A 25,047-nucleotide genomic window follows, 5' to 3' on the forward strand; every position below is an offset into this window, starting at 1 on the left:
TTACTTCATGTGCTTGGTGAGCACCGTCAGAATACGCTTGGCGGTATCGGTTTCCTGAGGCTGGCCAGCGGCATCAAGTACCGTGACAACCGAGCTGCCGCCCTGATCTGCCACATGAATGCGGTAGGTCGCGGCTTCGGCAGTGTTCTTGCCCCCAAACATGCGACTGAAGATATTCTGCTGCTCGATCTTTTCGCCAGTATCGCTATCGAGATAGCGAATGTAATAATCACCGGCGGAGCGATCGCGATCGGCCACTTCGAAGCCCGCAGAATCAATGCCCACGCCGACACGGCGCCAGGCGCGATCGAAACCTTCGTTGAGCGACACGGCTGCCTGGCCTTGTTGCAGCTGGGCAATCTGAACCTGATCAGGATCCTGTTCCGCCTGGGTGACAAGTTCCTGGGCGCGGTCTACATTGGTGCCGAGATAGACCATGAGGCGTGCCAGCATGGCTGCATTCAGGCCCGGGTCTTCTTTACCGTAAACCCATTTCCAGCCGCTGCCATCCTGGGTTTGGGTTTCTTCCATGTGCTCATGGCTGATATAGACTTCGGTCTTGCCGTTGACACGTTCAAGACGTGTGCGGAAACGTTCGCGTTCGCCGCTGTCGTAGACCGTATCAAGAATGGCGCCCAGGGCGGACCGTATCCAACCCTCGGGGATTTTGGCACGGTTTTCGGCCCAGTCTGTTTGAATGATGCCGGCCTTGGCATCCTGCGAACGCAGTGTAAAACCCTGCTGGCCCCAGAACTCAACCACTTTGGGATAGACGTCTTCGGCAGGACGATCGATCTGCAGCCAGCGCAGGTCGCCGTCTCGCATAACCTCTATGCCCTCGGCCTGAGGCAGAACCCTGTCCTGCGCACTGGCATTTTGTTGGGCCTGTTGGCTGCTCGCATATTCGCTGAACGTTGTCGTGCCTTCGGGCGCGCGATAGCGCGTATCCTGATTGGCTTGCGTCAGATCGGGAGGAATGCTGAGCGGTTCGCCACGGACCGTGCTTTTGTAGTCGACGGATTCTTCGGCACCAGTCAGTTGGTTGACGGCGGAGCAGCCGGTCAGCAGGAGGGCCCCAAGGCCCACTGCCACACCAGCACGTGTAGTAATACGCAATTTCATCATTTAGATCAGACCCGCTTCTTTTAACGCGCTTCGTACCACAGAGTGGTATTGTTCGTGCAGGGGAGTCAAGGGCAGACGATAGCCAAGCTGGGTCAGACCCATTTCGGCAACAGCCCACTTGACCGGGATGGGATTGGCTTCCAGGAAAAGCACTTTATTGAGCAAGGCCACGCGCTTGTTGAGTTCACGCGCACGTAATCCGTCGCCCGTAATGGCAGCCACACAGAGATCGTGCATGATGCGCGGCGCCACGTTGGCGGTGACGGAAATATTACCGTGTCCGCCTAACAACATGAGCGCAACGGCGGTTGCGTCGTCGCCGCTGAACACCAGGAAATCCTTGGGCGCATCGCGCAACAGCAGCGCGACGCGGCCGATATCGGCGGTGGCATCCTTGACGCCGACAATGCCTGGCACCTGCGCCAGGCGCAGCAGGGTGTCGTTGGACATGTCCGCGACGGTGCGGCCAGGCACGTTGTACAGCACAACAGGCAGATCGACAGCTTCTGCGATGGTGCGGAAATGCTGATACAGGCCTTCTTGCGTGGGTTTGTTGTAGTAAGGCACGACCGACAGCCCGGCCTGTGCACCCACGCTCTTGGCATGGCGCGACAACTCGATGGCCTCGGACGTGGAGTTGCCACCCGTTCCGGCGATGACCGGAATGCGGCCTGCGGAATGCTCCACCGCCACACGTATCAATTCGGCATGCTCTTCGACATCGACCGTAGGGGATTCGCCCGACGTACCGACCACGACCAACCCGTCAGTGCCTTCGGCGATATGCCAATCGATCAGTTTTCGGTAGGCGTCGAAGTCAAGCGTGCCATCAGGATGCATGGGTGTGATGATTGCCACCATGCTGCCGCCCAACACCGTGGCTGGGGAATCCGTGCTTGTTGCCATGATAGGAAGTATCTCCTTGAACTCAACGCGTGAGTGTATGCCTGTAATAGCGTAATGAAGAAAGGCGCGTGCCCGATTGATCCTGGATCAACTTGCAAGTTTACCGGATTCGGGGCTGAAATTTATAAAAACCACCCTACGATCGACTGCCCGAACGCAAGAAAAGGTTGCAGAACTGTCCAGAGTATGCCGGTGACCATCAGCACGATGACGATCAACAGCCCATAAGGCTCGATACGCGAGTATTGCCATGCCATGCGCGAAGGCAACAGGCTGAACACGATTCTGCCGCCATCGAGCGGTGGCAAGGGCACCAGATTGAGGGCCATGAGAATAAGGTTCACCTGTATGCCCGCGATCGTCATTTGCACCCAGAAATCACCCTGGGCGGCACCGGTTTCGGCCAGCAGCCGCAAGCCCAGCGCCCAGATGACTGCCATGACGAGATTGGAGGCCGGCCCGGCCAGCGCAACCCAAAGCATATCGCGCTTGGGCCGGCGCAGACGGCTCCAATCGACGGGTACCGGCTTGGCCCAGCCGAACAGCAGCCCGCCGCCGCCGAGCAGCTTGGTGCTGAACAGCAATACCAGGGGTACGACAATCGTGCCGATGGGATCAATATGCCTGATCGGATTGAGTGTTATGCGCCCAGCCTGCCACGCCGTGGGGTCGCCGAACATTCGTGCAACGTAGCCGTGGGCCGCTTCGTGCAAAGTGATACCAAACAGCACAGGCAAGGCATAAACAGTAATGGTCTGTATCAGCGAATCCATGAAAATCCGGAAGCAGCCGCCTGGAAAAAGGGCGGCCTGTAGAGATATGGCAGGTAGGAGGAGGAAAAGTTCTCGCGGCGGTCAGGCTAGGCCAAGCGCCGACAGGTCGCCCTGCCCCCGGCGGATGACCTCGGGAGCGGGCCCGGTGAGGTCGAGTACAGTCGTTTGCGACAACAGGCACGGCCCGCCATCGATCACCGCAGCCAACTGATTGCCATAACGGTCGAAAATCGCCTGGGCGTCGTTCATGGCGTCGGTTTCGTCTTCGGGAATGAGCGTGGTGGACATCAGCGGGGAGCCTGCCGCCTCGATCAGCGCAAGCGAAATGCGGTGATCGGGCACGCGTATGCCTATGGTCTTGCGGGAAGGATGGGAAACCCGGCGAGGAACCTCGCGCGTGGCTTCGAGGATGAACGTCCACGGCCCCGGCGTGGCCATCTTGAGAAACCGGTATTGCTTGTTGTCGACACGGGCAAAATGGCTGATCTCGGCCAGGTCGCGGCACAGCAGCGTGAGATGATGCCGCTCATCGAGGCCGCGCAGTCGGCGCAGCGCCTGGGCGGCCTGCGCGTCGTCGAGCCGCGCAACCACCGCGTAGCTGGAATCGGTCGGCATGGCGACCAGACCGCCATTGGCCAACAATTGGCCTGCTTGGGCGAGCAGGCGCGACTGGGGGTTTTCCGGATGAACGACGAATAGTTGAGCCATTTAACGTATCCTAACACTCTAGGAGAGTGAGTTTAAGTTTCAATATCGCCACAGGCAATACAATGTAACCCGCAGCTGGGACTAGGCCATCGAATGGCCGGTACTGCGTCACGACCACGCCTTCAAGGAACCGCCATGCGTCTGGATAATTCTCGCGAAAGCCGCAATATAGAAGACCGCCGCGGCCAGCGCGTTCGCCTTGGCGGGCGCGGAAAAATAGGCATAGGAACGATCGTACTTGCGCTTGTCGCCATGTATTTTGGTATTGATCCTAACATCGTGCTCCAGAATGCAGCGGGCCCTGAGCAATCGTACACCACGACGACGGACGAGGCCCTCCCCGAAACGCCCGAAACGCGTTTTGTCTCGCGCGTGCTCGCGGATACCGAGGATTCCTGGGACACCCTCTTCCAGAAGAAAGGCTGGGGTCAATATCAGCCGCCCAAACTGGTTCTGTTCAACGGTGCTACACCCACGGCCTGCGGCATGGGCCAATCCGCCATGGGGCCGTTTTACTGTCCCGGAGACAGCAAGGTGTATCTGGACGTCAGCTTCTTCCAGCAAATGGCGCAAGAGCTCGACTCGCCGGGCGACTTCGCGCAGGCCTATGTGATCGCTCACGAGGTCGCCCACCACGTCCAGCATCTGCTGGGGATCACCGACCAGGTCGAACAGGCGCGGCGCCGCAATGGCGCAAGTGCCAACGAGCTCTCCGTGCGTACCGAACTGCAGGCGGACTGCTTCGCTGGCGTCTGGGCGCAACATTCCAACACCCAGCGCAATACGCTCGAGGATGGCGATATTGAAGAAGGTCTGAATGCAGCGGCCGCCATCGGCGATGACCGCCTGCAAAAACAATCGCAGGGTTATGTCGTGCCTGACTCATTTACCCACGGGAGCTCCGCCCAGCGCGTGCGTTGGTTCAAGCGGGGTTTTGAAGCCGGTGAGCCTGGCCAGTGCGACACGTTTAACGCAACGTCGCTCTAGACGTGGCCGCCAGCCCCGCCGCTTGAAAATCTCCAGACAGCATGAACAGGCGCCCCCGAAACATCGGGAGCGCCCTCTCAGGCCTCGCTGAACCCTGCTTTATTGCATGCCAGTGCCGGTGCCTCCACCCATGCCAGGATGGCTGGGCATGGGCTGCTGCTGGCCGCCCGCGGGCGGGGTGGCATAAGTATCCGGACTGGGCGTGGAAGGCGCCGCCGGCATATTGGTCGACGGGGCCTGGGTTGCCGGCGTGTTGTACGACGGTGGCATTGGCTGTGTCTGTGCAGCACCGGAATCAGCCGGAATCTCGGTTTCCTTTACCGTCAGCGTCGGCTGAACGTCGATTTTCTGGGCTTCAATCCAGGCTCGGTGCTTGGCCGCATCGCCTTGCGCCTGCGCAGCAGCCAGGGGGGCGGCCAACAAAACAGTAATCAAAAGCGTTTTGTGCATAATCTTCACGGTAACAACTCCTTTTGGACGATTGCGGACACTTCATCGTAGAGGAAACACCTGTGGTTGCCAGACCCTAAACGTTGCCATCCGTCACAAAACCTGCGTAAAGGCAAACTGCGAATGAGCAAGGGTTATCCCGGGTACAAGGCTGATTTTGATCTCCACTCTGACACAATCAGTTTCAGTTTTATCCAGCAACGCCGCTTTGCTGAGGAACGGGTTTCGAGCTCAGTCATCAATCTGATTTCGTGCTAGAATCCCGCTCTCAGTTGTGACGGCTTGCCTGCTTCCCTACGTGATATACTTTTGGGTTCATGCAAGTACACAATGGTGACCGTAGCTCAGTTGGTAGAGTCCCGGATTGTGATTCCGGTTGTCGTGGGTTCGAGCCCCATCGGTCACCCCAGCATTTCTGCAGGTTTCCCATTAACCAGGAAACAGGCCAAGGTGGCAACACCGCAAACCAGCCCTCCTCTCGAGGGCTTTTTTGTGGATCTCGCCAGCTTGGCAATGCTCAGCATGCCGCATGCCTGGCTTGCAACCCTATATACTTTGCCCAGACCTGTTCCAACTGCGGGGCAGGACGGTTCGGGCTTGACGGCCCGGCACCATCGCGAGAGTCTACGTCATGGTTTTGAGTTGGGTTACCTTCCAGTATCTGTTCGAAGCGTACTGGCCGCACCTGGTGTTTTTGCTAAGCCTGGTCATCGGCAGTACGGCTGCCGTGCACGCAGCCATGACCAAGAATGATGTGCGGGCCGCCATTGCCTGGGTGGGTGTCATCATCATGTCTCCACTGCTTGGGCCTTTCTTCTATTTGATCGCAGGCATCAATCGCGTGCGACACGAGCATATCTCCGAGCAGCAGAACCGTAATCTCAAGGACTACTTCAGCAATCCAGCCTTGCCCGTCGCGGATATCGGGGATCTGTGTGCGCCGCAATTCGATTCACTGCGCGTGCTGGGAGACCGTGTCAGCCATTTTCCGCTGCGCGACGGCAATCATATCCGCCTGCTCAAGGGAGGCGACGAGACCTACCCTGCGATGATAGAAAGCATCGACCATGCCGACAGATCGATTGCATTGCAAAGCTATATCTTTGACGACGACAGCGAAGGCCGGAAGATTGCTGACGCACTGGCCAGAGCGCACGAGCGCGGCGTAGAGGTGCGTGTACTCATCGACGCCGTGGGTTCCCGCTACTCACGGCCGCCTATCATCCGCCGGCTGCGCCGCCTGGGTGTGCCGTGTGCGCTGTTCATGACCAATCCCTGGGGCATGCGCATGCCGTATGCCAATCTGCGCAGCCACCGAAAGATTTTGGTGGTCGATGGCTGCACGGCGTTTACCGGTGGCATGAATATCCGCGGCGGATTCGTCTCGGCCGTTGCGGGGGCCGACACCGCCATGGATACCCACTTCCAGGTAGAGGGGCCTGTCGTACTGCAACTGATGTCCGTGTTCGCCCACGACTGGGAGATCACCACCAAGGAGCAATTGCCACACGAATCGTGGTCGTGCGATCAGTGGAATCCGCCGCCCGGCCCCCGAATGCCTGCGCGCTGCATACGATCGGGGCCGGACCGCTACATCGTTGGCACGCACAACATGCTGCTGGGCGCCTTTGCCGTGGCGCAAAAGCATATTCGCATCCAATCGCCCTACTTCCTGCCCGATCAAGTGTTGCTCGGCGCCATCAACACGGCGGCAAGACGCGGCGTCATCGTGGACATCGTGATACCAGGGCGCAATAATCTGCGCCTGGTCAACTACGCAATGACCGCCCAGCTCGACCAAGTCATCCGCAACAACTGCCGGGTATGGCGCACGCGGGGCAACTTCAATCACTCCAAACTCATCACCATCGATGGCGCCTGGTCCTATGTGGGCTCATCCAATCTTGATCCCCGCAGCCTGCGCCTGAATTTCGAGCTTGACATGGAGCTCTATGGGCGTGAGATCGCCGGCCACATCGAACGCCTGATCGATGCGCAAATCGCCGACGCACATGCCGTGACGCTCGACACGCTGGCGGCCATTCCGTTTCGCAAACGACTGCGCAACCGGGTGATCTGGCTGGCCAGTCCGTATCTGTGAATACGCACCGGCCAGCCTTGATCCGCCAGAATCAGATCGCCGGCCCCATAAACCATTCCGGCAAGGCCGTGACAATCCCCGGAAAAACGCAGAGAATCAGGATGGCCAGCATCATGACCAGCACATAGGGTAAGGCGCCCCAGAGAATATCTTTGGTGGGAATATCCGGCGCGATCGAATTGAGCACAAAGAGGTTCAGCCCCACCGGCGGCGTGATCAGGCCGATCTCCATGTTGATGGTCAGCACCACCGCAAACCAGTAGGGGTCGAATCCCGCCTGGGTAATGATGGGAAACAGCAGCGGCGCAGACATCACGATAATGGCAACAGGCGGCAGGAACATGCCCGAGATCAACAGAAACACATTGATCAGCCCCATCAGCGCCCAGCGATTGATTTCCATGGCGGCAATCGTGGCGGCCAGCGACTGCGTGATGTACAGCGACGACAACGCAAAGGCAAAGAGCTCCGCAGACGCCATGATCATCATGATCATCACGCTTTCGCGCATGGCGGAACCAAATATCCCGGTAAAGTTGCGGATACGGAACAAACGGTAAACGACCACGACCACAATCAACGTCAGCAGCGCCCCCGCGCCTGCCGCTTCCGAAGGCGTCGCCACGCCGCCATACAGCACAAACAGCATTCCCACGATGATAAAGATCAGTGGCAGCACGCGCGGCAAAGTGGCCAGCTTCTGTTTGAGCGTGTAGTGCAACGAGGTTGCATGGAACTGAAATCCTTTGCGGCGAGCGTCGAACACAGCCCAGACCATGAACATGGCGGTCAGCATAATGCCCGGCACCACCCCGGCAAGGAAAAGACGGCCTATTGATGTTTGTGTCGAGATGCCATACACAATCATCGTGACCGAAGGAGGAATCAGGATCCCCAGCGTCCCGCCAGCAGCAATGGAACCCGTCGCCACGGAATTCGGATACCCGCGCTTGACCATTTCGGGAATGCCCATCTTGCCGATGGCCGCACACGTCGCTGGGCTTGATCCGGTCATGCCCGAAAAAATCGCGCAGGCGCCAATATTGGACAGCACCAACCCGCCTGGCACCTTATACAGCCAGCGATCCAGCGCCTTGTACAAATCGCCGCCCGCCGGTGTGCCGGCCACAATCGCACCCATCAACACAAACATGGGTATTGCGACATAAGCCAGGTTGGCAATGCCCGCGAACATGGTTTCGGTGATGACATAAATGACATCGAAGCCCATATCCAGAAACAAGCCGGCAATGGCGGCCAGCCCCAGGGCAAACGCGATCGGCATGCCCGTGCCCAGCAGCAGACACAGGCCTGAAACGAGCAAAATACCAGCGATCGTTGGCGTCATGTGGGCTCTCCTGCCAGTTTGATCAGTTCAGCAACGTACTGCAGGCTGAGCAACAGCAGCCCCACAAGCATCGGCGCCAAGGGCATCCACAATGGAATGGCCGCAACACTGGGTGTTGTCCAGCCGCCTTCCAGCGCCTCATATAGATGGATAGCGGTGGCGACCACCATCGTGATGCAGAAAACCATGCCCAACAAAGCACCCGTGCGCTCCATGCGCAGTCGCGTGCGCGGCTTGACCAGCATCTGGATGACATCCACGCCGACATGGCCTTTTGTCATCAATACGTACGGCGCTCCCAGGAAAATAGCGGCAGTCGCACTGAACACGACGGCTTCGGTCTGCCAGATCGTGGCGGCTCGCAAGATATAGCGTATGACGATCATCTCGCAGACGACAAGCATGGCAAAAATCAGCAACAAGGCCGACAGCACGCCGCACAGGCGCGACAGCCTCTCTATGAAATCAACGTAGGTCCGGGTCATGTAATGATCCTTGTTCTGGACGAGACACCGGCGCACCACGGCATGGCGCCGGCCAGGCTTATGCGAACAGAAAAATCGCCTGCCGGCGCGCAAACCGGCAGGCTATCTGCACGCTTACTTCACAGCCAATGCCTTCTTTAGCAGCTCATCGCCACCCTTGACCTTCTCGGCAAAGTTCTTATAGGACGACGCCTCGGCAACCTTCATCCAGGCGTCATAGTCTTCCTGCGACATCGAAACGACCTTGACTCCTGACTTGGTGAAGGTATCTATCATTTTCTGCTCGCCCTTGCGTGATTCGCCAACAAAATAATCCTCAGCCTTTTTGGCGGCAGCCAGAATGGCGTCCCGTTGCTCAGGCTTCAGATTGTCAAATACTTTCTTGGACATGATCACAGGCTCGTACATGAACCACAGTGCGTTTTCGCCCGGTGCCGTCAGGCATTCGACCTGCTCGTAGATGCGATACGACACAAAACTGTCATTGGACGTATTGGTGGCATCCAGTACGCCGGTCTGCATGGCCGTGTAGATTTCCGATGAGGGCATGGACGATATTGAAGCGCCCGCTGCCGCCAGCATCTGCTCGAATGCCGGACCCGCCGCGCGAATCACCTGCCCCTTGATTGTGTCAGGGCTGGTAATGCAATTTTTCTTGGACGCAAACCCGCCTGCCAACCACGCATCGGCAATCACCACCGCGCCTTTGTCCTCGACGATTTTCTTGATGTCCTGCATAAACTCAGAATCGTTCAAGCGCTGCGCGTGATCGTAATTGCGGACCAGCCCAGGCATGAGGGTCGCCGAAAACTGGGGAACACGGCCCGAAGCATAATCCAGCGGGAACGCGGACATATCCAACTGTCCGCGCGTGATGGCGCCCCACTGCTCATTGGCCTTGTAGAGCGATGATGACGGAAACACCTGGATTTTCAGCCCGACATCGGCCGCAGCGACTTCACGGGCAATGATTTGCACCATCTCGTCGCGCGGATCACCCTGCCCGCCAGGAAACTGATGTGATGCGCGTAAAGTCATATCGGCGGCAAGTGCCGTTCCGGTCGCGGCGGCGCATAGCGCGGCCAGGGCCGCGTATCGAAATACCTTGTGCATTGCTTGTCTCCTCGTTTTATAGAAATAAAAATGGCAGCCCACTCACCTGCAACTGCCTTACAGCATTCTGCCTCCTTCTTATGGCAGTACTCCTGCGCGGTGTGCGCGCCTATATGTCTTTGTACTGTTCCCTCAATACGTTCTTCTGAACCTTGCCCATGGTGTTGCGGGCCAGTTGCTCCGCGATATGGATACGCTTGGGTACCTTGAAATTCGCCAGATCCTGCTTCAGGCTGGCCAGCATGGCCTCGGCATCCAGCGTTTCGCCCTTGCGGGGCACGACAACGGCCACCACCGCCTCACCAAAATCCGGATGCGGCACGCCAATCACAGCCGACTCATCCACCCCCGGCATGGCGTCGATGACCAGCTCGATTTCCTTGGGATAAACGTTGTAGCCCCCAGTGATGATAAGGTCTTTGCTGCGGCCGACAATGGTCAGATACTCGGCTGGCACCGACCCGCCGCCCCATTGGCCTACATCACCCGTTCTGAACCAACCGTCTTCCGTGAACTCTTCGCGCGTCTTCTCCGGCATGCGCCAATAGCCGGCAAACACATTTGGCCCGCGCACCTGTACGGCGCCGATCTCGCCAGAATTGACAGGCGACAACTGATCATCCACCACCCTCACCTGAACGCCGGGCAGCGGCTTGCCCACCGTGCCGCCGATACGCTCGCCATCAGCGGGATGATAGGGGTTGGAGGTAAGCATGACGGTTTCGCTCATGCCATAACGCTCCAGTATCGTATGACCGCTACGCTCCCGAAACGCGTTAAAGGTTTCCGCAAGCAGCGGCGCCGAGCCTGAAATGAACAAGCGCATGTTCGCGCACACTTCGCGCGTAAATCGCGGGTCTGCCAGCAGGCGGACATAGTAGGTAGGCACACCCATCATGATCGTGCTGCGAGGCAGATAGCGCAGCGCCTGCTCCACATTGAGCCTGGGCAGCCATATCATCTTGGCCCCTGCCAGCAACGCGCCGTGCGAAGCGACAAACAAGCCATGTACATGAAAAATAGGCAACATGTGCAGCAGCACGTCGTCCGACTGCCAGCCCCAATACGCTTTCAATACCTCGGCATTGGATGACAGATTGCGATGCGAAAGCATGGCCCCCTTGCTCCGGCCTGTGGTGCCAGAGGTGTACAGGATTGCCGCCAGATCATCAGGACTGTTCTGCACTGTTTCGAAGGTTGCCTCCTGGCTTGCCGCTGCCACCGGCAGGCTGCCGCTGCCATCCGCATCCAGCGTATAGACATGCGGCGTGCCGGTTTTCTTTGCGAGCGCACTGATCCAATCCTGGTTGCGGCTATCGCACACCACCAGCGATGGCTCAGCATCCGTCAGAAAATACTCGACTTCGGCCGCACGATAAGCGGTATTGAGTGGCAAATACACCAGCCCCGCTCGCAGGGTCGCCAGGTAGAGCATAAGCGCTTCTGGCGATTTTTCCACCTGCACAGCCACGCGCGCGCCCGCAGGCAATTCCAGCGCCTGCAGCAGTGCAGCAAGGCGCGCGCTGATATCGTCGATATCTGTCCAACTGTAATTGCGCTCCGGTGTTTCGATCGCAATCTGCGAACGATCCGCCGGAAAGCCCGATGAAAGCAGAGCATACAGATTGGCATTGCCTTCCAAGGTCATTCTCCCGTAAATACCGGTACGCGCCCCGCCAGAAAAGCCGCCACCCCCTCGCGATGATCGCGGCTTTCGGCATAGCCGAAAAAGGCCTTGCGCTCGGTTTCAGTTAAAGGATCGGGCGTCGCACACAAGCGCGCCGCCGTCAATTTATTGATGCGGGCCGCCAGCGGCGCGCCGCGCTCTATACGGCGTGCCGCGCGCATCACATCGGCCGCGACATCGCTGTCTGGCACGATGCGGGTCAACAAGCCTTTTGCCTGGGCCTCTGCCGCGCCAAACACACGCCCTTCAAGCAGAATCTCCAGTGTGACGGCACGCCCGGCCAGGGCCAGCAGTCCGCGCATTTCGTCCGGCGCCATGGGAAAGCCCAGGCGATTGATGGGCACGCCAAAACGAGCGGATTCACCTGCAATACGCAAATCGCATTGGCTGGCAAGCTCCAGCCCGCCGCCAACGCACACGCCCTCTATCTGCGCCAGCACCGGGTGTCGACAGTTGCCCACGGCAACCAACGCCGGCGCCAGTATCTCGGTGTGATAGCGCAAGACGCCGGCCATGTCTGCACGTTCGCGAGGAAACTCGCTGATATCCGCGCCGGCGGCGAACTGCTTGTTGTCGCCGCGCAATACCACGCAGCGCAGATCATCCTGCGCGGACAGTGCCGTGAAGATTTGCCTGATCGACGCCCACATAGCCACGCTGATGGCGTTTAACCGCCCCGGATGGCTCAATGTGACCAGCGCGATGGCGCCATGCTGCTCCACCTTAACGTGACCGCCCGGCGCGCTGTCGATGTGGGATTCGTTCAACTCATTCATCGCCATCGCAGGTTCAGCCCCATTTTTGGTTTGCCCTCGGCAAGCTGGGCCAGATTATCGTCAAGCTGATCCAGCTCATACAGATAATTGGTCATGATGCCGCAGGATTGCGCCATGCCCTTGGCAGAGCAATCCGCCGCCCAATTGACCCGTTCAATGCGCGCACCGTTGCCCAGGTGAAACCGCGCGACAGGATCCAACGGCTGCCCCCCCTTCATGCTCCGCAAGTAATGCACCGCCAGCCGCAGCCCCGTGCGCTGCAACGCGCCGTCGCCGCCCTGCCCCGCCGCGGCAGCCGCCTGCAAGCGCTGCACCCACTTGCTGCCGGCATCGGGATCATCGACGGCTGCCTGTTTGTCGGCCTTATCGTGCAGCAAATCCTGCAAGGCCTTGCCGTCCTGCTTGCTCAGCCAGTCAGCAAAACCAGGGATAGGCGAGAGCGTCGCGAATGACTTCAAGCGTGGCAACTCGGCAAGCAGCGCATCGATCACGCGCTTGAGCAGGAAATTCCCGAAACTGATGCCACGCAGCCCCGGCTGTGTATTGGAAATGGAATAGAAGATTGCCCAGCGCGCCTTCTCGGGGCTGTCGGACGGAACATGCGGATCAAGCAGCAGCTGCACGTTGCCGGCCATTTGGGCGGCAAAAGCCACCTCGACAAAAATCAATGGCACATCGCTCATGCGCGGATGAAAAAACGCATAGCATCGACGGTCATCCGCGACACGATGCTTCAGCTCCTCCCACGAACGGATCTCATGGACAGCTTCGTACTGAATGAGTTTTTCGAGCAGCGATGCGGGCGAATCCCAGTTGATGGGCCGCAATTCCAGCATGCCCACATCAAACCAGCTGGACAGCAATCCCTCGAGCTCGCGCTCCATCACGCTCAGCCCCGACACCTGATTGCGCCAGCGCAGCATATCGGCGCGCAAATCGACCAGCAAGCGCAAGCTCTCTGCCTGCGCATACAAGCGCTTGAATAGACGCTGCCCTTGATCGCCGCGCGGCTCAAGCTTGCCGCTGGCCTGGGCCAGCACCGCCAGCAGCGTACGCCGTTCCTTGCCGTCGGCGGCATCGTAGCGGGTGCTCCATTGCTTGGCCAAGCGATTGGCGGCCACATCAGTCAGGCGCGCCGTGAACAGCGGCGCCACCTCGCTGGCGGTGGGTGTGTGATCCCGCTCCAGCCAGCGGCCCAGGCGAGCCATCAGGCCCTGCGCGGGCTTATCGAGTTTATCCTCGGGCTTGTCTTCGCCCATGGCAGGGGCTGCGGCGCCCACGGACACAACCGACGTGCCGGCGGTTTTCGGCCGCACCGCTTCAGGTTTGTCGTCAATTGGCTTGCTCTGGGTTGTCGCGATCACTTTGTCACTGTCTTTCAATGCCATCTATTTCTCCTGTTTCCAGAGGGGCCGTTCGATCGGTGAGTTGGGCTGCTTCCTCGGCAGCGAGGCAATGCAACGCTTCGAGCTGACGCAACAAGTGCTTGCGTGTCAAGGCTTCTGCGCCCTCCGGATCGCGCGCCTTCAGCGCAGCGAAAATCGCCAGGTGCTCCGCGCAGGATTCACTGATACGGCCCGGCCACGCCAGGCTTTTATGCCGCGAGAGGCTGAGCAACTTGCGCAGATTGTCGATCAGGTCAGACAGCCAGCGGTTGTCCGCGAGCGCCTGAACCGCCTCATGGATGAGCGCATTGCTGGCGTAGTATTGATCAATGTCGCCCAACGCAGCGTGCTCGCTCAGGCGTTGGTGCAGTGGTTCGAGCCGGCGCAAGTCTTCGTCGGTGACCTTGCTGGCCGCTTCGTAGGCACAGCGCCCTTCGAGCATGGCCATGAGCGGGAAAATTTCATCGAGATCACGCGCCGAGAGCTGATTGACGAAACAGCCGCGCCGGGGCTCCAGCCGCAACAGGCCTTCGGCCACCAGCACCTTGAGGGCTTCGCGCAGCGGTGTACGTGAAATGCCGAGATCCCGGGTAAGGCGAACTTCGTCTATCCATTCGCCGGCCTCCAGCTCGCCGGCCTGGATCATGGCGCGCAATTGATCGGCAACCTGCTGATACAACACTTGCTGGATGATACGCGATGCCATGCCCCTCTCCCGATGTACAGCAGCTTGAACCGCTTTCCTGCATCAAGGCGATGCGTAATTTTCAGCCATCATAATTCATAATTATGGCGATGACTATAGGGTATGCCAGCATACGGCGTATTATCGGAAGCGGCGCAGGCTGTTGGATGCGCAACACCTCAACCTACCATGGAGTCCTAATGAAAGTCGCCGCCCCCGAACCCTCTTCAGTGTCCTGGCATGATGAAACCACTGTATTGCACGGTGATGCCTCGCTCTCCATAGACCGGTCTGTGGTGCCGCCGATCCACTACAGCGCCACCTACCGCGCTGACACTGCCGAGCAGTTTGCCGACATGGCCAACACCCCTCGGCACCCAGGTTTTTATACACGCTATGGCAATCCCGTTCACAAGCACGTGGAAGCCATCCTCGCCGGGCTGGAGCAAACCGAAACCGCATTACTCATGGCATCGGGCATGGGCGCCATCAGCACCACCATTCTGGCGCTGGTTGCCAAAGGCGACCATGTCATTGCCCAGCGCAAGCACTATATGAGCACCTCCAAGCTCTTCGAAGAGGTGCTGCCCAGGTTCGGCATTGAATCGACCATCGTAGACCAGACCGACACCGAAGCATTCGCAGCAGCCATCCGACCCAACACCCGATTGATCATGGTGGAAACTCCCGTTAATCCCACCCTCTCGCTCACTGACCTGCAGGCCATAGGCGACCTGGCCAAGGCACGCGGCATCATTACAGTGGCCGACAACACCTTCGCCTCGCCGCTCAATCAACGGCCGCACACGCTGGGCATCGACATCGTTGTACACAGCGCCACCAAATATTTCGGCGGACACCATGACCTGACCGCCGGCGCAGTGTGTTGCAGCGAGGAACTTGCCCAGAAAATCTGGAGCATGCACATCACGCTCGGTTCGGTTCTATCGCCGATGGACGCCTGGCTTTTGCTGCGCGGCCTGCGCACGCTATCCCTGCGCATGGAGCGCATCAATGCCAATGCGCTGGCGCTGGCACAATGGCTGGAACAACACCCACAAATCGAAAACGTGTTTTATCCCGGCCTGCCCAGCCATCCCCAACATGCGCTGGCGCTTCGTCAAATGAAGGGTTTTGGCGCAGTGATTGCCTACTCGCTCAAAGGTGGTTTCGAAGCAACCAGCCGCTTTGTGTCATCGCTTCAGCTGGCAACGCATGCGGTCAGCCTGGGCGGTGTCGAAACCTTGGTCGTGCATACCGCCGCCATGTGGGCCAGCACCATGACCGAAGCGCAGATGAGTACGGCAGGCATAGAACCTAATTTTGTGCGAATGTCTGTCGGCGTAGAACACATCGACGACCTCAAGGCTGATCTCGGGCGCGCGCTTGCCAGCCTGTGAAACATTGCAGTCACTGTCAGCCCAGAGGTGAGAGTGCGCCACAGGATCTCAACACTGGCCAGCACCTGCTCACCCCACTCAGGATGGGGCGCGCCGCATGCCTGCGCCCTGCCCACTGAAGCGATACGCGCATGCCAACGGGGTTGGCGCCGATCGGCAATCGCCTCGGGTCGCATGGCGGTAATGGTCATGGGGCTTTCGCCCTGGCCATAGATTTGCGCGAAGCGCGGACCCAGTGTATCGAGCGCTTCGATTCGGCCAGCGCAAGAATCTCCCGACTGTCAAAACCGCGCGAAACCGGCACCACATGGCGCGCGCCAAAAAGCACGAAGGCAAAATTGTACAGGCCCGCCCCATGCGACATAGGCGCCACGAGCCTGGGCGCGGCAAGGCCGTTCGCCCTCGCCATCAGGGCGCGAAACGCATCGGTATCAACGCCAGCTATCTGGCAGCCTTCCGGATAGTCCGATTGCAAATGCGCAGCGAGCGCGTTCGCTCTAACCGCAAACTGCCGATACGTCGCCCAGAGCGATGTGCCGGAACACAGCGCGGGCGCCTCCGGCGCCAGCAGCGCACGGCTATGCAGCCAATTGGCGATATTCATGAGCATCCAGACAGGCCTGGACGCCTGCTGAGGGCGTCAGGCCGGCCGATTCCGGCATGGCCACCGGGCCTGACCGAAACAGGTTGCGCGTGCATCGTCCACCCTCCGGTGATTGTTTTTTGAATAATGACTGGATATCATACGTAGGTCCATTCGTGCCTGCACGTACATGTATACGTAGCAAAATCCATCGCTGTCCCAAACCCCGCCGTCCCGCCAGCATGCCCGCAAACACCGCAGCTGATCCTCATTTGACTGATCACGTCAAGGCCATGTCCGATCCTGAACTCGAAGCGCTTGCATTTCGTGAATCGCCCGCGCCGCAGATCATCACCCAGAATCGCAAGATTCTGCGTTGCAATCATGCTTTCGCGAATCTGTTCGGCTATACCGTCGAAGCGCTCACCGGCGAACTCATTCTCAAACTCTATCCGTGCAGCGCTGATTACTACGAAATCGGCGAGCGCTGTCTTAAAGCACTGCAAGACAAGAATAGCTACGAAGACGAGCGCTTCATGCAGCATCGCAACAAGGAAATCTTCTGGGCCAGGGCGCGCGGCATCACGCTGACGCCTCAACAACCATTCAACCTCATGATATGGAGTTTCGAACGCATCCATCGCAACCTGACCAAAACCGCCGACCTCACGCCGCGCGAGCAGGAAATCTCGGGTTATATCGTCAATGGCCTGACATGCAAGGAAACCGCAGCCGCGCTAGGCATCTCGCACCGCACAGTCGAAGTCCATCGCGGCAGGCTCATGAAAAAGCTGGCAGCCAAGAATACGGCAGAACTGGTGTCCAAGATCATCATGGTGACCAGCCGGGAATAAACGGGGCATGCAAGCCAAACCCGTAACGCCGCCGTATGATCAGGTCACGTAAGTAAACGGCCGGAAGCGGCGAAGCACCATGATCGCCGCCATCGACAGCGCAAACACGCACACCGCCATGAACGGAATCGACCACCACGGCGAGCTGTCGCCCGTCATGATATCGGTCGCGTCGTCAACACGCTGCAAGATGAAAATGTGGATGCAATAGACGCCGAGCGTACAGGCTGAAGCCCGCTTCAAAGGCCCTGCAAAATCGCCACTCTTGGAGCCCAGACCGTACAGGATATTGAACGCGCACACAGACGACGCCAGCACAAACGGAGACAGATAATCATAGAACAAGGGATCCGGTTCGCCTGCACGTAAAGAATATGCATAGGTAGCGACCATTGTCAGCGCCGAAAACACCGCGAACAGGCCAGCGTTGCCCAGGACATACTGACGCTTGTTCTCCTGCTGCAGATAAAGCTCATGTACATAGGCGCCCAGGAACAAATAGCCGACCAGTCCAAAGAATGGGCCTACTCCGTATACTTCAAGCAAATCGGCATCAATGCCCAGCACCGTCTTGATGGTGGGCCAGCACGACACCATGGCCCATACCCCAAGATAGATTTTTTTCTCTGAAGGGCCAGTGGCATTCCATATCTTGCGCAAAAACGGCACAAACAGATAAATGCCGACGATGGCGTAGAGATACCAGAGATGGAATGTTACAGGCCCATTGAGCAATTCACCCAGCCAGTCGTACCAGGCGCCGTAGCGCTCACCCTGCAAAGTGTTCCATATCATGTAAAACAGTGACCAGAACACCAGGGGCGGTAAAACACGCAAGAACCGTTTCCTGAAAAAAACCGGCATTGCCTCCTGCTTGCCCAGAAGCAGTACCCCGGTAATCATCAGAAAAAGCGGCACGCAACTGCGAGTCAGTGAGTCGTAGAAATTACTGGCCCACCATTGTTCGTCGAATACATGGAAGTTCAATGCAGCCACATGCAGCAGTACAACCATGAAACAGGCCACTACTCTCGCAGTGTCCATCGCCACGCCGAATCCTTTCTGTTTTACCTGCATGCACTCCTGACTCCAGTGGCGCGCCGCGCCCAGGCTGGGCGCAGGCACCGTGTTCACGGCTTGTTTGATCTGCCTGCCTTATGTGTAACATACCGCCCACACGGGCGTGCTTTCGAACTTTTCCAGGTGTAGCAGAGCGTAAACGCGGAATACGCAGGCGCGGTCAGGCGGCAGCACGCCGCGCGTAAACGCTGGGCGGCCTGCCCGTCACCTTTCTGAACATCGCCGAAAATGCCGACGGGTGCTCATAGCCCATATCCATCGCAATGCTCGTGACACTGTCTCCTTGCGACAGGCGCGAAATTGCAACGAGCACACAAGCCCGACTGCGCCAGTCGATGAAGTTCAGGCCCGTGCCCGCCACAAATCTCCGGTAAAACGTGCGCTCGCTGACATGCAGCCTGCTTGCCCACTGCGCCGGCGTAATCGACTGCGTCGGCGCCCTGAAAAAGGCATTGCAGATCGCGGCAAGCTCGCCATCGCGCGGCATCGGCAAATGAAAAGGCGCGGCAGGCGACTGGCTAGCTTCGAGCAGCAACAGATGCATCAGTGCACCATCGCGCTGCCCAATGTCGTACAGCACCGGCACCTGGGCTGCCGCATCGATGAGCTCGCGCAGCAAAGGCGATACCTCTATGACCTGGCAGGCCTGCGGCACGCGGCGCAGCGCATCCACCCTGAAATACAGACTGCGAGTTGTGACGCGCGAAGTCCGCAGTTGATGCCGTACGCCTGCGGGAATCCACAAGGCAAAGCCTGGCGGCACGATCCATGTGCCCTGGCCCGTTTCCAACTGCATGATGCCGCTGATCGCGTGCAGCAGCTGCACCCGCTTGTGGGTATGGCTGGCCACCACGTGACCATCGGGGTATTCGGACTCCACCACCACCACATCCCGATCGGTTTGTTCGAGCAGATCAATTTTGAGCATCATAGGCTGGCCGAAATTCGTTGATGAATGTCTATTATTCTAATGACAGACAGCCCTCCCACGCCTATATTTTGTTATTCAAAGGTCGGAACCGGAATGGTCGGCCTCGTTTTTGCATTGCCACGCCATTTTTCGAGCGTCTGAATCATGAATCAAGCCACCGCCGCGATCTCGCCCGACACCAGCGCGGATACGCCCATCGCCCCTGCAGGGCAGGAAATCCCCCCTACGGCATCCATCTCGTCGACCAGTGCGGCGCCTGCCAAAGACACCGGCGTCGCCTACCGCGTGCTCGGAGCCATCAGCGTCTCGCATCTGCTCAACGACATGATGCAGTCGGTGCTGCTGGCGCTGTATCCCGTGCTCAAGGGCAATTTCTCGCTCAGCTTCGCCCAGATTGGCGTCATCACGCTTGCCTTTCAGTTTTCATCTTCTCTGCTGCAGCCCCTGATCGGCGCCTTTACCGACAAGCGGCCCAAACCGTACTCGCTGCCGATAGGCATGAGTTTCACGCTGCTCGGCCTGCTGCTGCTGTCGCAAGCATGGAACTTTCCCAGCATTGTCGCCGCCGCCGCGTTGATTGGCATGGGTTCCTCGGTGTTTCACCCTGAGTCATCCCGCGTGGCGCGCATGGCCTCGGCAGGCCAGCATGGCTTGGCGCAATCCATCTTCCAGGTGGGCGGCAATATTGGCTCCTCTCTGGGGCCCTTGTTGGCCGCGCTCATTATCGTACCGTTCGGGCAAGGCAGCGTCGCCTGGTTTTCGCTTGCGGCATTGGCCGCCATCTTCATTCTGATGCGAGTAAGCCGTTGGTACGGCGCAAACCTGAATACCGTGCGCGGGCGCGCCAGCCTCGCACGCGTGGAGACCGGCCTGACGCGCTCCCAGGTCATCGGCGCGCTATGCATACTGCTTGTCCTGATTTTTTCCAAGTATTTCTATCTGACCGGCCTGAACAGCTATCTGACGTTCTATCTCATCGACCGTTTCGGTGTATCCATTCAGAACGCGCAGTACTGCCTGTTCGTGTTCTTGTTCGCCGTAGCAGTCGGGACGGTCGTCGGCGGCCCAGTGGGTGATCGCATCGGCCGCAAGCGCGTTATTTGGGGTTCGATTGTGGGCGCCGCCCCCTTCGCCCTGGCACTTCCCTATGCCAACCTATTCTGGACGATTGCACTGATATTCGTGATCGGCCTGATCATTGCCTCTGCGTTTTCGGCCATCCTGGTGTATGCGCAAGAGCTGGTGCCGGGCAAGACAGGCATGATTTCCGGCCTGTTCTTTGGCCTGGCCTTCGGCATGGCCGGCATCGGCGCCGCAGCGCTCGGGAGCCTGGCGGATGTAACCAGTATCGAGTTTGTCTACAAGGTGTGCTCCTTCCTGCCGCTGTTGGGGCTGGCTGCCTTTTTGTTGCCGGAAAGGCACGGGAAGACCTAGGCGGAGCTGTTCAAGACGAGATCAGCGCCCCGCTCTCCTATCATGATTGATGCTGCGTTTGTGTTGGTGGAAACAATACGGGGCATGACAGAGGCATCAACCACGCGCAGCCTTCTCGCTCCCCGAACCCGTAATTCAGCATCCACGACTGACTGTGGATCACTGCCCATACGGCAAGTACCCGCTGCATGAAACACCGTGCCCCCTTTGCTGCGGGCGAAGGTGGCCAGATCGGTTCCGCTACGAATCTGACTGCCCGGCAGGTACTCCTCGGGCGTGATCAATTCCCGGAATGCGGGCTGCTGGTAGATGTCGCGCAAGATCCTCAACCCCGACACCAACACATCGACATCCAGTCCGGACTGCAGATAATTGGGAAGAATCGCGGGCGCCACCAGTGGGTCGGCGGAGGCAATTCTTACTTCGCCCAACGACTCAGGCCGGCATTGCGCCGCCGACGCTGAGAATCCCGAAAAACCGTGCAAGGGATCACCCGGTTTGTCCACCGACAATGGCATCACGTTCAACAGCAGATCGGGGCGCCCCTGCCTGGCATGCTCACTGCAGACCAGGCCGCCCACCTGGCCTGCCCCGACCGTCAACGGGCCCCGCTTCTGAAAAAGCCATTGCGCGCCCATGCCCATGAGCTTGACGGGATTGCGCACGTCGTCATTGAGCGACATCTTTTTCTTGAGCTTGACGATTACGCGAGCCTGATAATGATCCTGCAGATTTTTTCCTACTTCAGGGGCATCCACTCTGACCCGGACATCATGTTGCTTCAACAATCCGGCAGGCCCTATGCCCGAAAGCTGCAGAATCTGGGGCGACTGTACGGCCCCTGCCGCGATGATGACCTCGGCATCTGCGTGCGCGCTCTTCAGTTCACCCTCTGCAAGCCACTCAACGCCTGTCGCCGCGTCGCCATTGAAGAGCACACGCGTAACATGCGCCCCTGTTTTCACAAAGAGATTGTTGCGCGTCATCACGGGCTTCAGAAACGCAGTTGCCGCGTCGCAACGCCAATGCCCCCGCAACGTCAGCTGATACGTGCCAAGGCCGGAATCGTCTGCCCCATTGAAGTCTCCTGTTGATGCAAAGCCGGCCTGCGCTCCTGCATTCAACCAGGCCTCGCAATAAGGATGGTCGTTTCGCAGGTTCGACACTCCAAGCTCGCCACTGCCGCCATGATATTCGCTCTCGCCTCCCTCATAACGCTCTGAGCGTTTGAAATAAGGCAAGACATCGCGATAGCGCCAGCCATACGCCCCCGCTTGCTCCCAATCATCGAAATCAGCATGCTGGCCGCGGATGTACAACAAGCCATTAATCGCGCTGGATCCTCCCAGCCCACGGCCTCGCGGCCAGATGATTTCGCGATTGGCCGTTTCGGGCTGGGGGGTGGTGGGAAACTGCCACGAAAAGCGCGGGTCATAAATCGTACGGAAATACCCCACAGGCAGCCTCAGCCAAAGGCTGCGCGGCGCCCCGCCGGCCTCCAGGAGCAACACGCGGACAGCCGGATTGACGCTCAGCCTGTTGGCCAGGACGCACCCTGCCGATCCCGCGCCGACAATGATGTAATCATAATGTTCAATTTTAGGGGCCTTATTCATCCTGCGCGCTCCATGCTTGCCTGCGAACGACCGTCACTCACGATCCGGTTCCGATATCGCCAAACGGGAAAACGCTTCGGCCGGCGCTTCGTGGGCACTCATGATCTGCGCCATCAATCCAAGCAGCCGGGCCTCTATGCCCTCGTCGCGAAAAGGTCGCTGCTGCTCGTAATCGGTTGCAAGATCATAGAGAACCGTTGTGGTGTCCTCATAACCACCGCCCTGGCCTTGATGGCCAGCTGGCTGGCCCTTCACGTTCCGGCGCGCCGGCACCTTGAGCAAAGGCACCCCCTGCGAAAAACCAAATGGTTCCACCAACTGTGCCGCGCGCAGTTCGTCCACATGAAACATGCTCTTTAAATGCATGGGCATCAATGTGTACTCGTACAGCATCTGTTGAGTCATATCCTCCGGATAACGAAAATAGGTGTGGCGTCCGTCGGTAATATTGGTGCCTGCCCCGAACATGCCATACACGGCGGCTTCGCGCACTGCGCTGTCTTCTTCAAGCAATGGAAGCAAGGAATGGCCTTGGACACTTTCCGGAACAGGCGCGCCGTGACAAGCCAGCAGCGTGGGCATGATATCGATCGTTTGCGTCAGGGATTTGCGGCGCTTCCCCGCCTGGCTGCGATGCGCCGGATGGTGAATCATCAAGGGGATATGTGCGATTTCGTTATAGAAGGGCATGCGGTTTTTGCCCCACCAGTCGTGCTCCGCCAACAGAAAACCATGGTCTGTCGTCAGAATAACGGCCGTGTCACGCCACATGTCGTGCCTGTCGAGGTAATCAAGCATCTGCCCCAGGTAAAAGTCGCACATGCTGAGGAGGGCAGCGTAATTGGCGCGCAGCTCCTGCACCTCTGCGCCGTCCTCCTCCAACCGCTTGTAGCGGGGCCAATCCAGGATCGGGCCGTTATAGCCCGTCGGATATTTCTCTCGAAACCGTGGCGGAGCAAAAAACGGTTCATGAGGATCAAAGCACTCCAGATGCAGCAGCCAGTTGTCCGCTTCTCGGTTCAGATCCAGGAACTCAAAACCCGCAGCAAATGTGCGCGGACAGCAAAACTCGCTTTCATCACGCATGAAATGCCGATTGACCATGGCCTGAATCCTCCCATCCTGCTTGTCGGCTGGATGTTGCATGGGATGATACATGGCACGAAATCGATCCAGGGGTGGCTCGACCATGGCCTTCCATTTGTCCCACTCCTGTCCGCGCACGAACTCCCACGACCTATACCGATTGTGGTACGTGGAGCCGCCATCCTCCCAATAATGGTAGTGGTCGGAAATCAGATGCGTGTATACATCTTTGTCGCGCAGCAATTCCGGAAAAGACTGGTCAAAGGGTTCCAAAGGGCCCCAGCCGCGATGGAGAAAATTCAGTCGCCCTGTGTGCATGTCACGCCGCGCCGGCATACACGGCAAACTACCCACGAAGTGATTGTCGAACGTGACAGACCGCTCGGAAAAGCGCTGAAAATTGGGCGTATAAACAGATGTCCCCCCATAGCACTCGAGCGCATTGCGAACAAGTGAATCGAAAAGCAGGAATATGGTGCGCATGTGTTAATCCAGTTGTATGTTGGCCTGCTTCGCGATTGTCTTCCATCTGGCGTAATCGTCGTGCAGGTATTCCTTGAATTGCGCGGCGGTTCTTGGCTGAGCCGCCGTCATGCCATTTGTCACAAGTGAGGCCTGCAGTTTTTCATCAGACACTGCGGTGACGATGGCCTCGTTCAGCTTGCCGAGCACCTCGGATGAAACGCCCGCCGGCACCAGATAGCCGATCCACTGATCCAAGTCAAAATCCTGTATGCCCGCTTGCGCCATGGTGGGCACGTCCGGCAGCTGAGGGATGCGCTGTGCACTGGCGACCGCCAAAGCCTTGATCTTGCCCGCCGCTATCTGTGGCAGGGCAACAGCCGCATTGGCAAAGTGATAATCCACGCGCCCCGAGATCTGATCTATCATCGCGGGAGGGCCACCCTTGTATGGCACGTGAACCACGTCGAGCCCCTCTCTGGCCTTAAGCATTTCACCCGCAAAATGGCCGGGCGTGCCAGTGCCCGCAGACGCATAAGTGAGCTCACCGGGCTTGGCCCTGGCCTGCTCTATGAGCATTTTCACCGATGCTGGCCCCTGAGGGCTGGTGACCAGAATAAGCGATGTGTAGGCGGCAACCGCAACTGGGTCAAAAGCCGTTTCAACATCGAAGGGGAGCTCTGAACGTATGGCCGCATTCATGTTCATTGCGCTGGTGGTCAACAGCAATGTGTAGCCATCAGGCGACGCACGTGCCACATCGGACGCCCCAATCACCCCGCCCGCACCAGGCTTGTTTTCTACGACAATGGGAACGCCCAGTGACTGCTGCATTTTTTCAGCCACACCGCGCCCAACGATATCGACCAAGCCGCCCGCGGGCCAGGGAATCACCATGCGCAAGGGCTTGTTCGGGAACCCGGCCGCCCAGGCAGGCGACATTGCCAATAAGCCGCTTGCGGCGAGGCTTATGGCGAAATATCTCAATAAGTGCTTCATGTGTCTCGCCCTCCAATGGTTGAGGAGTATTTGTCAGAGTTATAGTCTTATCGTACTATAGACCATCCCTTAT

At 58.6% G+C, this 25,047-nt stretch carries 22 protein-coding genes, 1 tRNA gene and 1 pseudogene; 6 read left to right on the forward strand and 18 right to left on the reverse strand.

Going from position 1 to position 25,047, the window contains the following annotated elements:
* From bamC to ERE07_RS01975, 4 genes are all read right to left on the reverse strand, one after another.
* On the reverse strand, window positions 1-1,122 hold the full coding sequence (gene bamC / locus ERE07_RS01960) for an outer membrane protein assembly factor BamC (RefSeq protein WP_167670726.1): 1,122 nt from the start codon (window positions 1,120-1,122) through the stop codon (window positions 1-3).
* Window positions 1,123-1,125: 3 nt separating this feature from the next.
* Window positions 1,126-2,031 (reverse strand): 4-hydroxy-tetrahydrodipicolinate synthase, encoded by a 906-nt coding sequence (gene dapA / locus ERE07_RS01965; RefSeq protein ID WP_130007127.1) that lies wholly within the window; start codon window positions 2,029-2,031, stop codon window positions 1,126-1,128.
* Window positions 2,032-2,153: 122 nt separating this feature from the next.
* Entirely contained in the window at window positions 2,154-2,804 is a 651-nt protein-coding gene (locus ERE07_RS01970; protein WP_130007128.1) for a site-2 protease family protein, read from the reverse strand.
* Between the two features lie 81 nt (window positions 2,805-2,885).
* Window positions 2,886-3,512, reverse strand: a complete 627-nt coding sequence (locus ERE07_RS01975) for an L-threonylcarbamoyladenylate synthase (protein ID WP_130007129.1) — start codon at window positions 3,510-3,512, stop codon at window positions 2,886-2,888.
* Window positions 3,513-3,647: 135 nt separating this feature from the next.
* Here ERE07_RS01975 and ypfJ point away from each other — a divergent pair, with 135 nt between their 5' ends.
* Window positions 3,648-4,499 (forward strand): KPN_02809 family neutral zinc metallopeptidase, encoded by an 852-nt coding sequence (gene ypfJ / locus ERE07_RS01980; RefSeq protein ID WP_130007130.1) that lies wholly within the window; start codon window positions 3,648-3,650, stop codon window positions 4,497-4,499.
* 99 nt (window positions 4,500-4,598) lie between these two features.
* On the opposite strand, the gene ERE07_RS01985 is transcribed toward ypfJ, so the two are convergent.
* Window positions 4,599-4,958 (reverse strand): hypothetical protein, encoded by a 360-nt coding sequence (locus ERE07_RS01985; RefSeq protein ID WP_130007131.1) that lies wholly within the window; start codon window positions 4,956-4,958, stop codon window positions 4,599-4,601.
* Between the two features lie 324 nt (window positions 4,959-5,282).
* Here ERE07_RS01985 and ERE07_RS01990 point away from each other — a divergent pair.
* Window positions 5,283-5,358, forward strand: a tRNA-His gene (locus ERE07_RS01990).
* Between the two features lie 222 nt (window positions 5,359-5,580).
* Window positions 5,581-7,050: a phospholipase D-like domain-containing protein gene (locus ERE07_RS01995; protein WP_130007132.1), complete on the forward strand. Its 1,470-nt coding sequence runs from the start codon at window positions 5,581-5,583 to the stop codon at window positions 7,048-7,050.
* Window positions 7,051-7,081: 31 nt separating this feature from the next.
* Here the strand turns inward: ERE07_RS01995 and ERE07_RS02000 are convergent, their stop codons facing one another.
* From ERE07_RS02000 to ERE07_RS02030, 7 genes are all read right to left on the reverse strand, one after another.
* Window positions 7,082-8,398: a TRAP transporter large permease gene (locus tag ERE07_RS02000; protein ID WP_130007133.1), complete on the reverse strand. Its 1,317-nt coding sequence runs from the start codon at window positions 8,396-8,398 to the stop codon at window positions 7,082-7,084.
* On the reverse strand, window positions 8,395-8,883 hold the full coding sequence (locus tag ERE07_RS02005) for a TRAP transporter small permease subunit (protein WP_130007134.1): 489 nt from the start codon (window positions 8,881-8,883) through the stop codon (window positions 8,395-8,397). Before ERE07_RS02005 ends, ERE07_RS02000 begins: the two co-directional genes overlap by 4 nt.
* Window positions 8,884-8,997: 114 nt before the next feature.
* Window positions 8,998-9,996, reverse strand: a complete 999-nt coding sequence (locus tag ERE07_RS02010; RefSeq protein WP_130007135.1) for a TRAP transporter substrate-binding protein — start codon at window positions 9,994-9,996, stop codon at window positions 8,998-9,000.
* 109 nt (window positions 9,997-10,105) lie between these two features.
* Window positions 10,106-11,644: a malonate--CoA ligase gene (locus ERE07_RS02015; RefSeq protein ID WP_130007136.1), complete on the reverse strand. Its 1,539-nt coding sequence runs from the start codon at window positions 11,642-11,644 to the stop codon at window positions 10,106-10,108.
* Window positions 11,641-12,459, reverse strand: coding sequence for an enoyl-CoA hydratase/isomerase family protein (locus tag ERE07_RS02020; protein WP_130007137.1), 819 nt, complete (start codon window positions 12,457-12,459; stop codon window positions 11,641-11,643). The genes ERE07_RS02015 and ERE07_RS02020 overlap by 4 nt, the downstream gene beginning before the upstream one ends.
* Complete coding sequence (locus ERE07_RS02025) at window positions 12,456-13,718, reverse strand: malonyl-CoA decarboxylase domain-containing protein (RefSeq protein WP_130007671.1); 1,263 nt, start codon at window positions 13,716-13,718, stop codon at window positions 12,456-12,458. Before ERE07_RS02025 ends, ERE07_RS02020 begins: the two co-directional genes overlap by 4 nt.
* Before the next feature lie 109 nt (window positions 13,719-13,827).
* A complete protein-coding gene (locus ERE07_RS02030; protein WP_130007138.1) occupies window positions 13,828-14,550 on the reverse strand; it encodes a GntR family transcriptional regulator in 723 nt (240 codons plus the stop codon).
* A gap of 179 nt (window positions 14,551-14,729) precedes the next feature.
* Here ERE07_RS02030 and ERE07_RS02035 point away from each other — a divergent pair, with 179 nt between their 5' ends.
* Complete coding sequence (locus tag ERE07_RS02035; protein WP_130007139.1) at window positions 14,730-15,929, forward strand: trans-sulfuration enzyme family protein; 1,200 nt, start codon at window positions 14,730-14,732, stop codon at window positions 15,927-15,929.
* Window positions 15,930-16,024: 95 nt separating this feature from the next.
* Here ERE07_RS02035 and ERE07_RS22300 read toward each other — a convergent pair.
* A pseudogene (locus ERE07_RS22300) lies at window positions 16,025-16,299 on the reverse strand (long-chain fatty acid--CoA ligase); the annotation flags it as partial.
* 455 nt (window positions 16,300-16,754) lie between these two features.
* On the opposite strand from ERE07_RS22300, the gene ERE07_RS02045 reads away from it, so the two are divergent.
* Window positions 16,755-17,366, forward strand: a complete 612-nt coding sequence (locus ERE07_RS02045; RefSeq protein WP_245153354.1) for a LuxR C-terminal-related transcriptional regulator — start codon at window positions 16,755-16,757, stop codon at window positions 17,364-17,366.
* A gap of 39 nt (window positions 17,367-17,405) precedes the next feature.
* Here ERE07_RS02045 and ERE07_RS02050 read toward each other — a convergent pair whose 3' ends face one another.
* Both ERE07_RS02050 and ERE07_RS02055 read right to left on the reverse strand, forming a co-directional pair.
* On the reverse strand, window positions 17,406-18,500 hold the full coding sequence (locus ERE07_RS02050; protein ID WP_167670701.1) for an acyltransferase: 1,095 nt from the start codon (window positions 18,498-18,500) through the stop codon (window positions 17,406-17,408).
* 106 nt (window positions 18,501-18,606) lie between these two features.
* Window positions 18,607-19,377, reverse strand: a complete 771-nt coding sequence (locus tag ERE07_RS02055) for an AraC family transcriptional regulator (protein WP_130007142.1) — start codon at window positions 19,375-19,377, stop codon at window positions 18,607-18,609.
* Window positions 19,378-19,521: 144 nt separating this feature from the next.
* Between ERE07_RS02055 and ERE07_RS02060 the strand changes: the two genes are divergently transcribed.
* Window positions 19,522-20,811, forward strand: coding sequence for an MFS transporter (locus tag ERE07_RS02060; protein WP_130007143.1), 1,290 nt, complete (start codon window positions 19,522-19,524; stop codon window positions 20,809-20,811).
* On the opposite strand, the gene ERE07_RS02065 is transcribed toward ERE07_RS02060, so the two are convergent.
* Genes ERE07_RS02065 through ERE07_RS02075 form a run of 3 tightly spaced genes read right to left on the reverse strand, consistent with a single transcriptional unit; the run spans window position 20,808 to window position 24,974 of the window.
* Window positions 20,808-22,427, reverse strand: a complete 1,620-nt coding sequence (locus ERE07_RS02065) for a GMC family oxidoreductase (protein ID WP_130007144.1) — start codon at window positions 22,425-22,427, stop codon at window positions 20,808-20,810. The genes ERE07_RS02060 and ERE07_RS02065 overlap by 4 nt on opposite strands.
* 33 nt (window positions 22,428-22,460) lie before the next feature.
* Window positions 22,461-23,996, reverse strand: a complete 1,536-nt coding sequence (locus tag ERE07_RS02070) for a sulfatase (protein WP_130007145.1) — start codon at window positions 23,994-23,996, stop codon at window positions 22,461-22,463.
* A gap of 3 nt (window positions 23,997-23,999) precedes the next feature.
* Window positions 24,000-24,974 carry a Bug family tripartite tricarboxylate transporter substrate binding protein gene (locus ERE07_RS02075; protein WP_130007146.1) on the reverse strand — a complete coding sequence of 325 codons (975 nt, stop codon included), beginning with the start codon at window positions 24,972-24,974 and terminating at the stop codon, window positions 24,000-24,002.
* Window positions 24,975-25,047 lie beyond the last annotated feature (73 nt).

Origin of the sequence: Allopusillimonas ginsengisoli, assembly GCF_004153455.1 — a bacterium.
Lineage (GTDB): Bacteria > Pseudomonadota > Gammaproteobacteria > Burkholderiales > Burkholderiaceae_B > Allopusillimonas > Allopusillimonas ginsengisoli.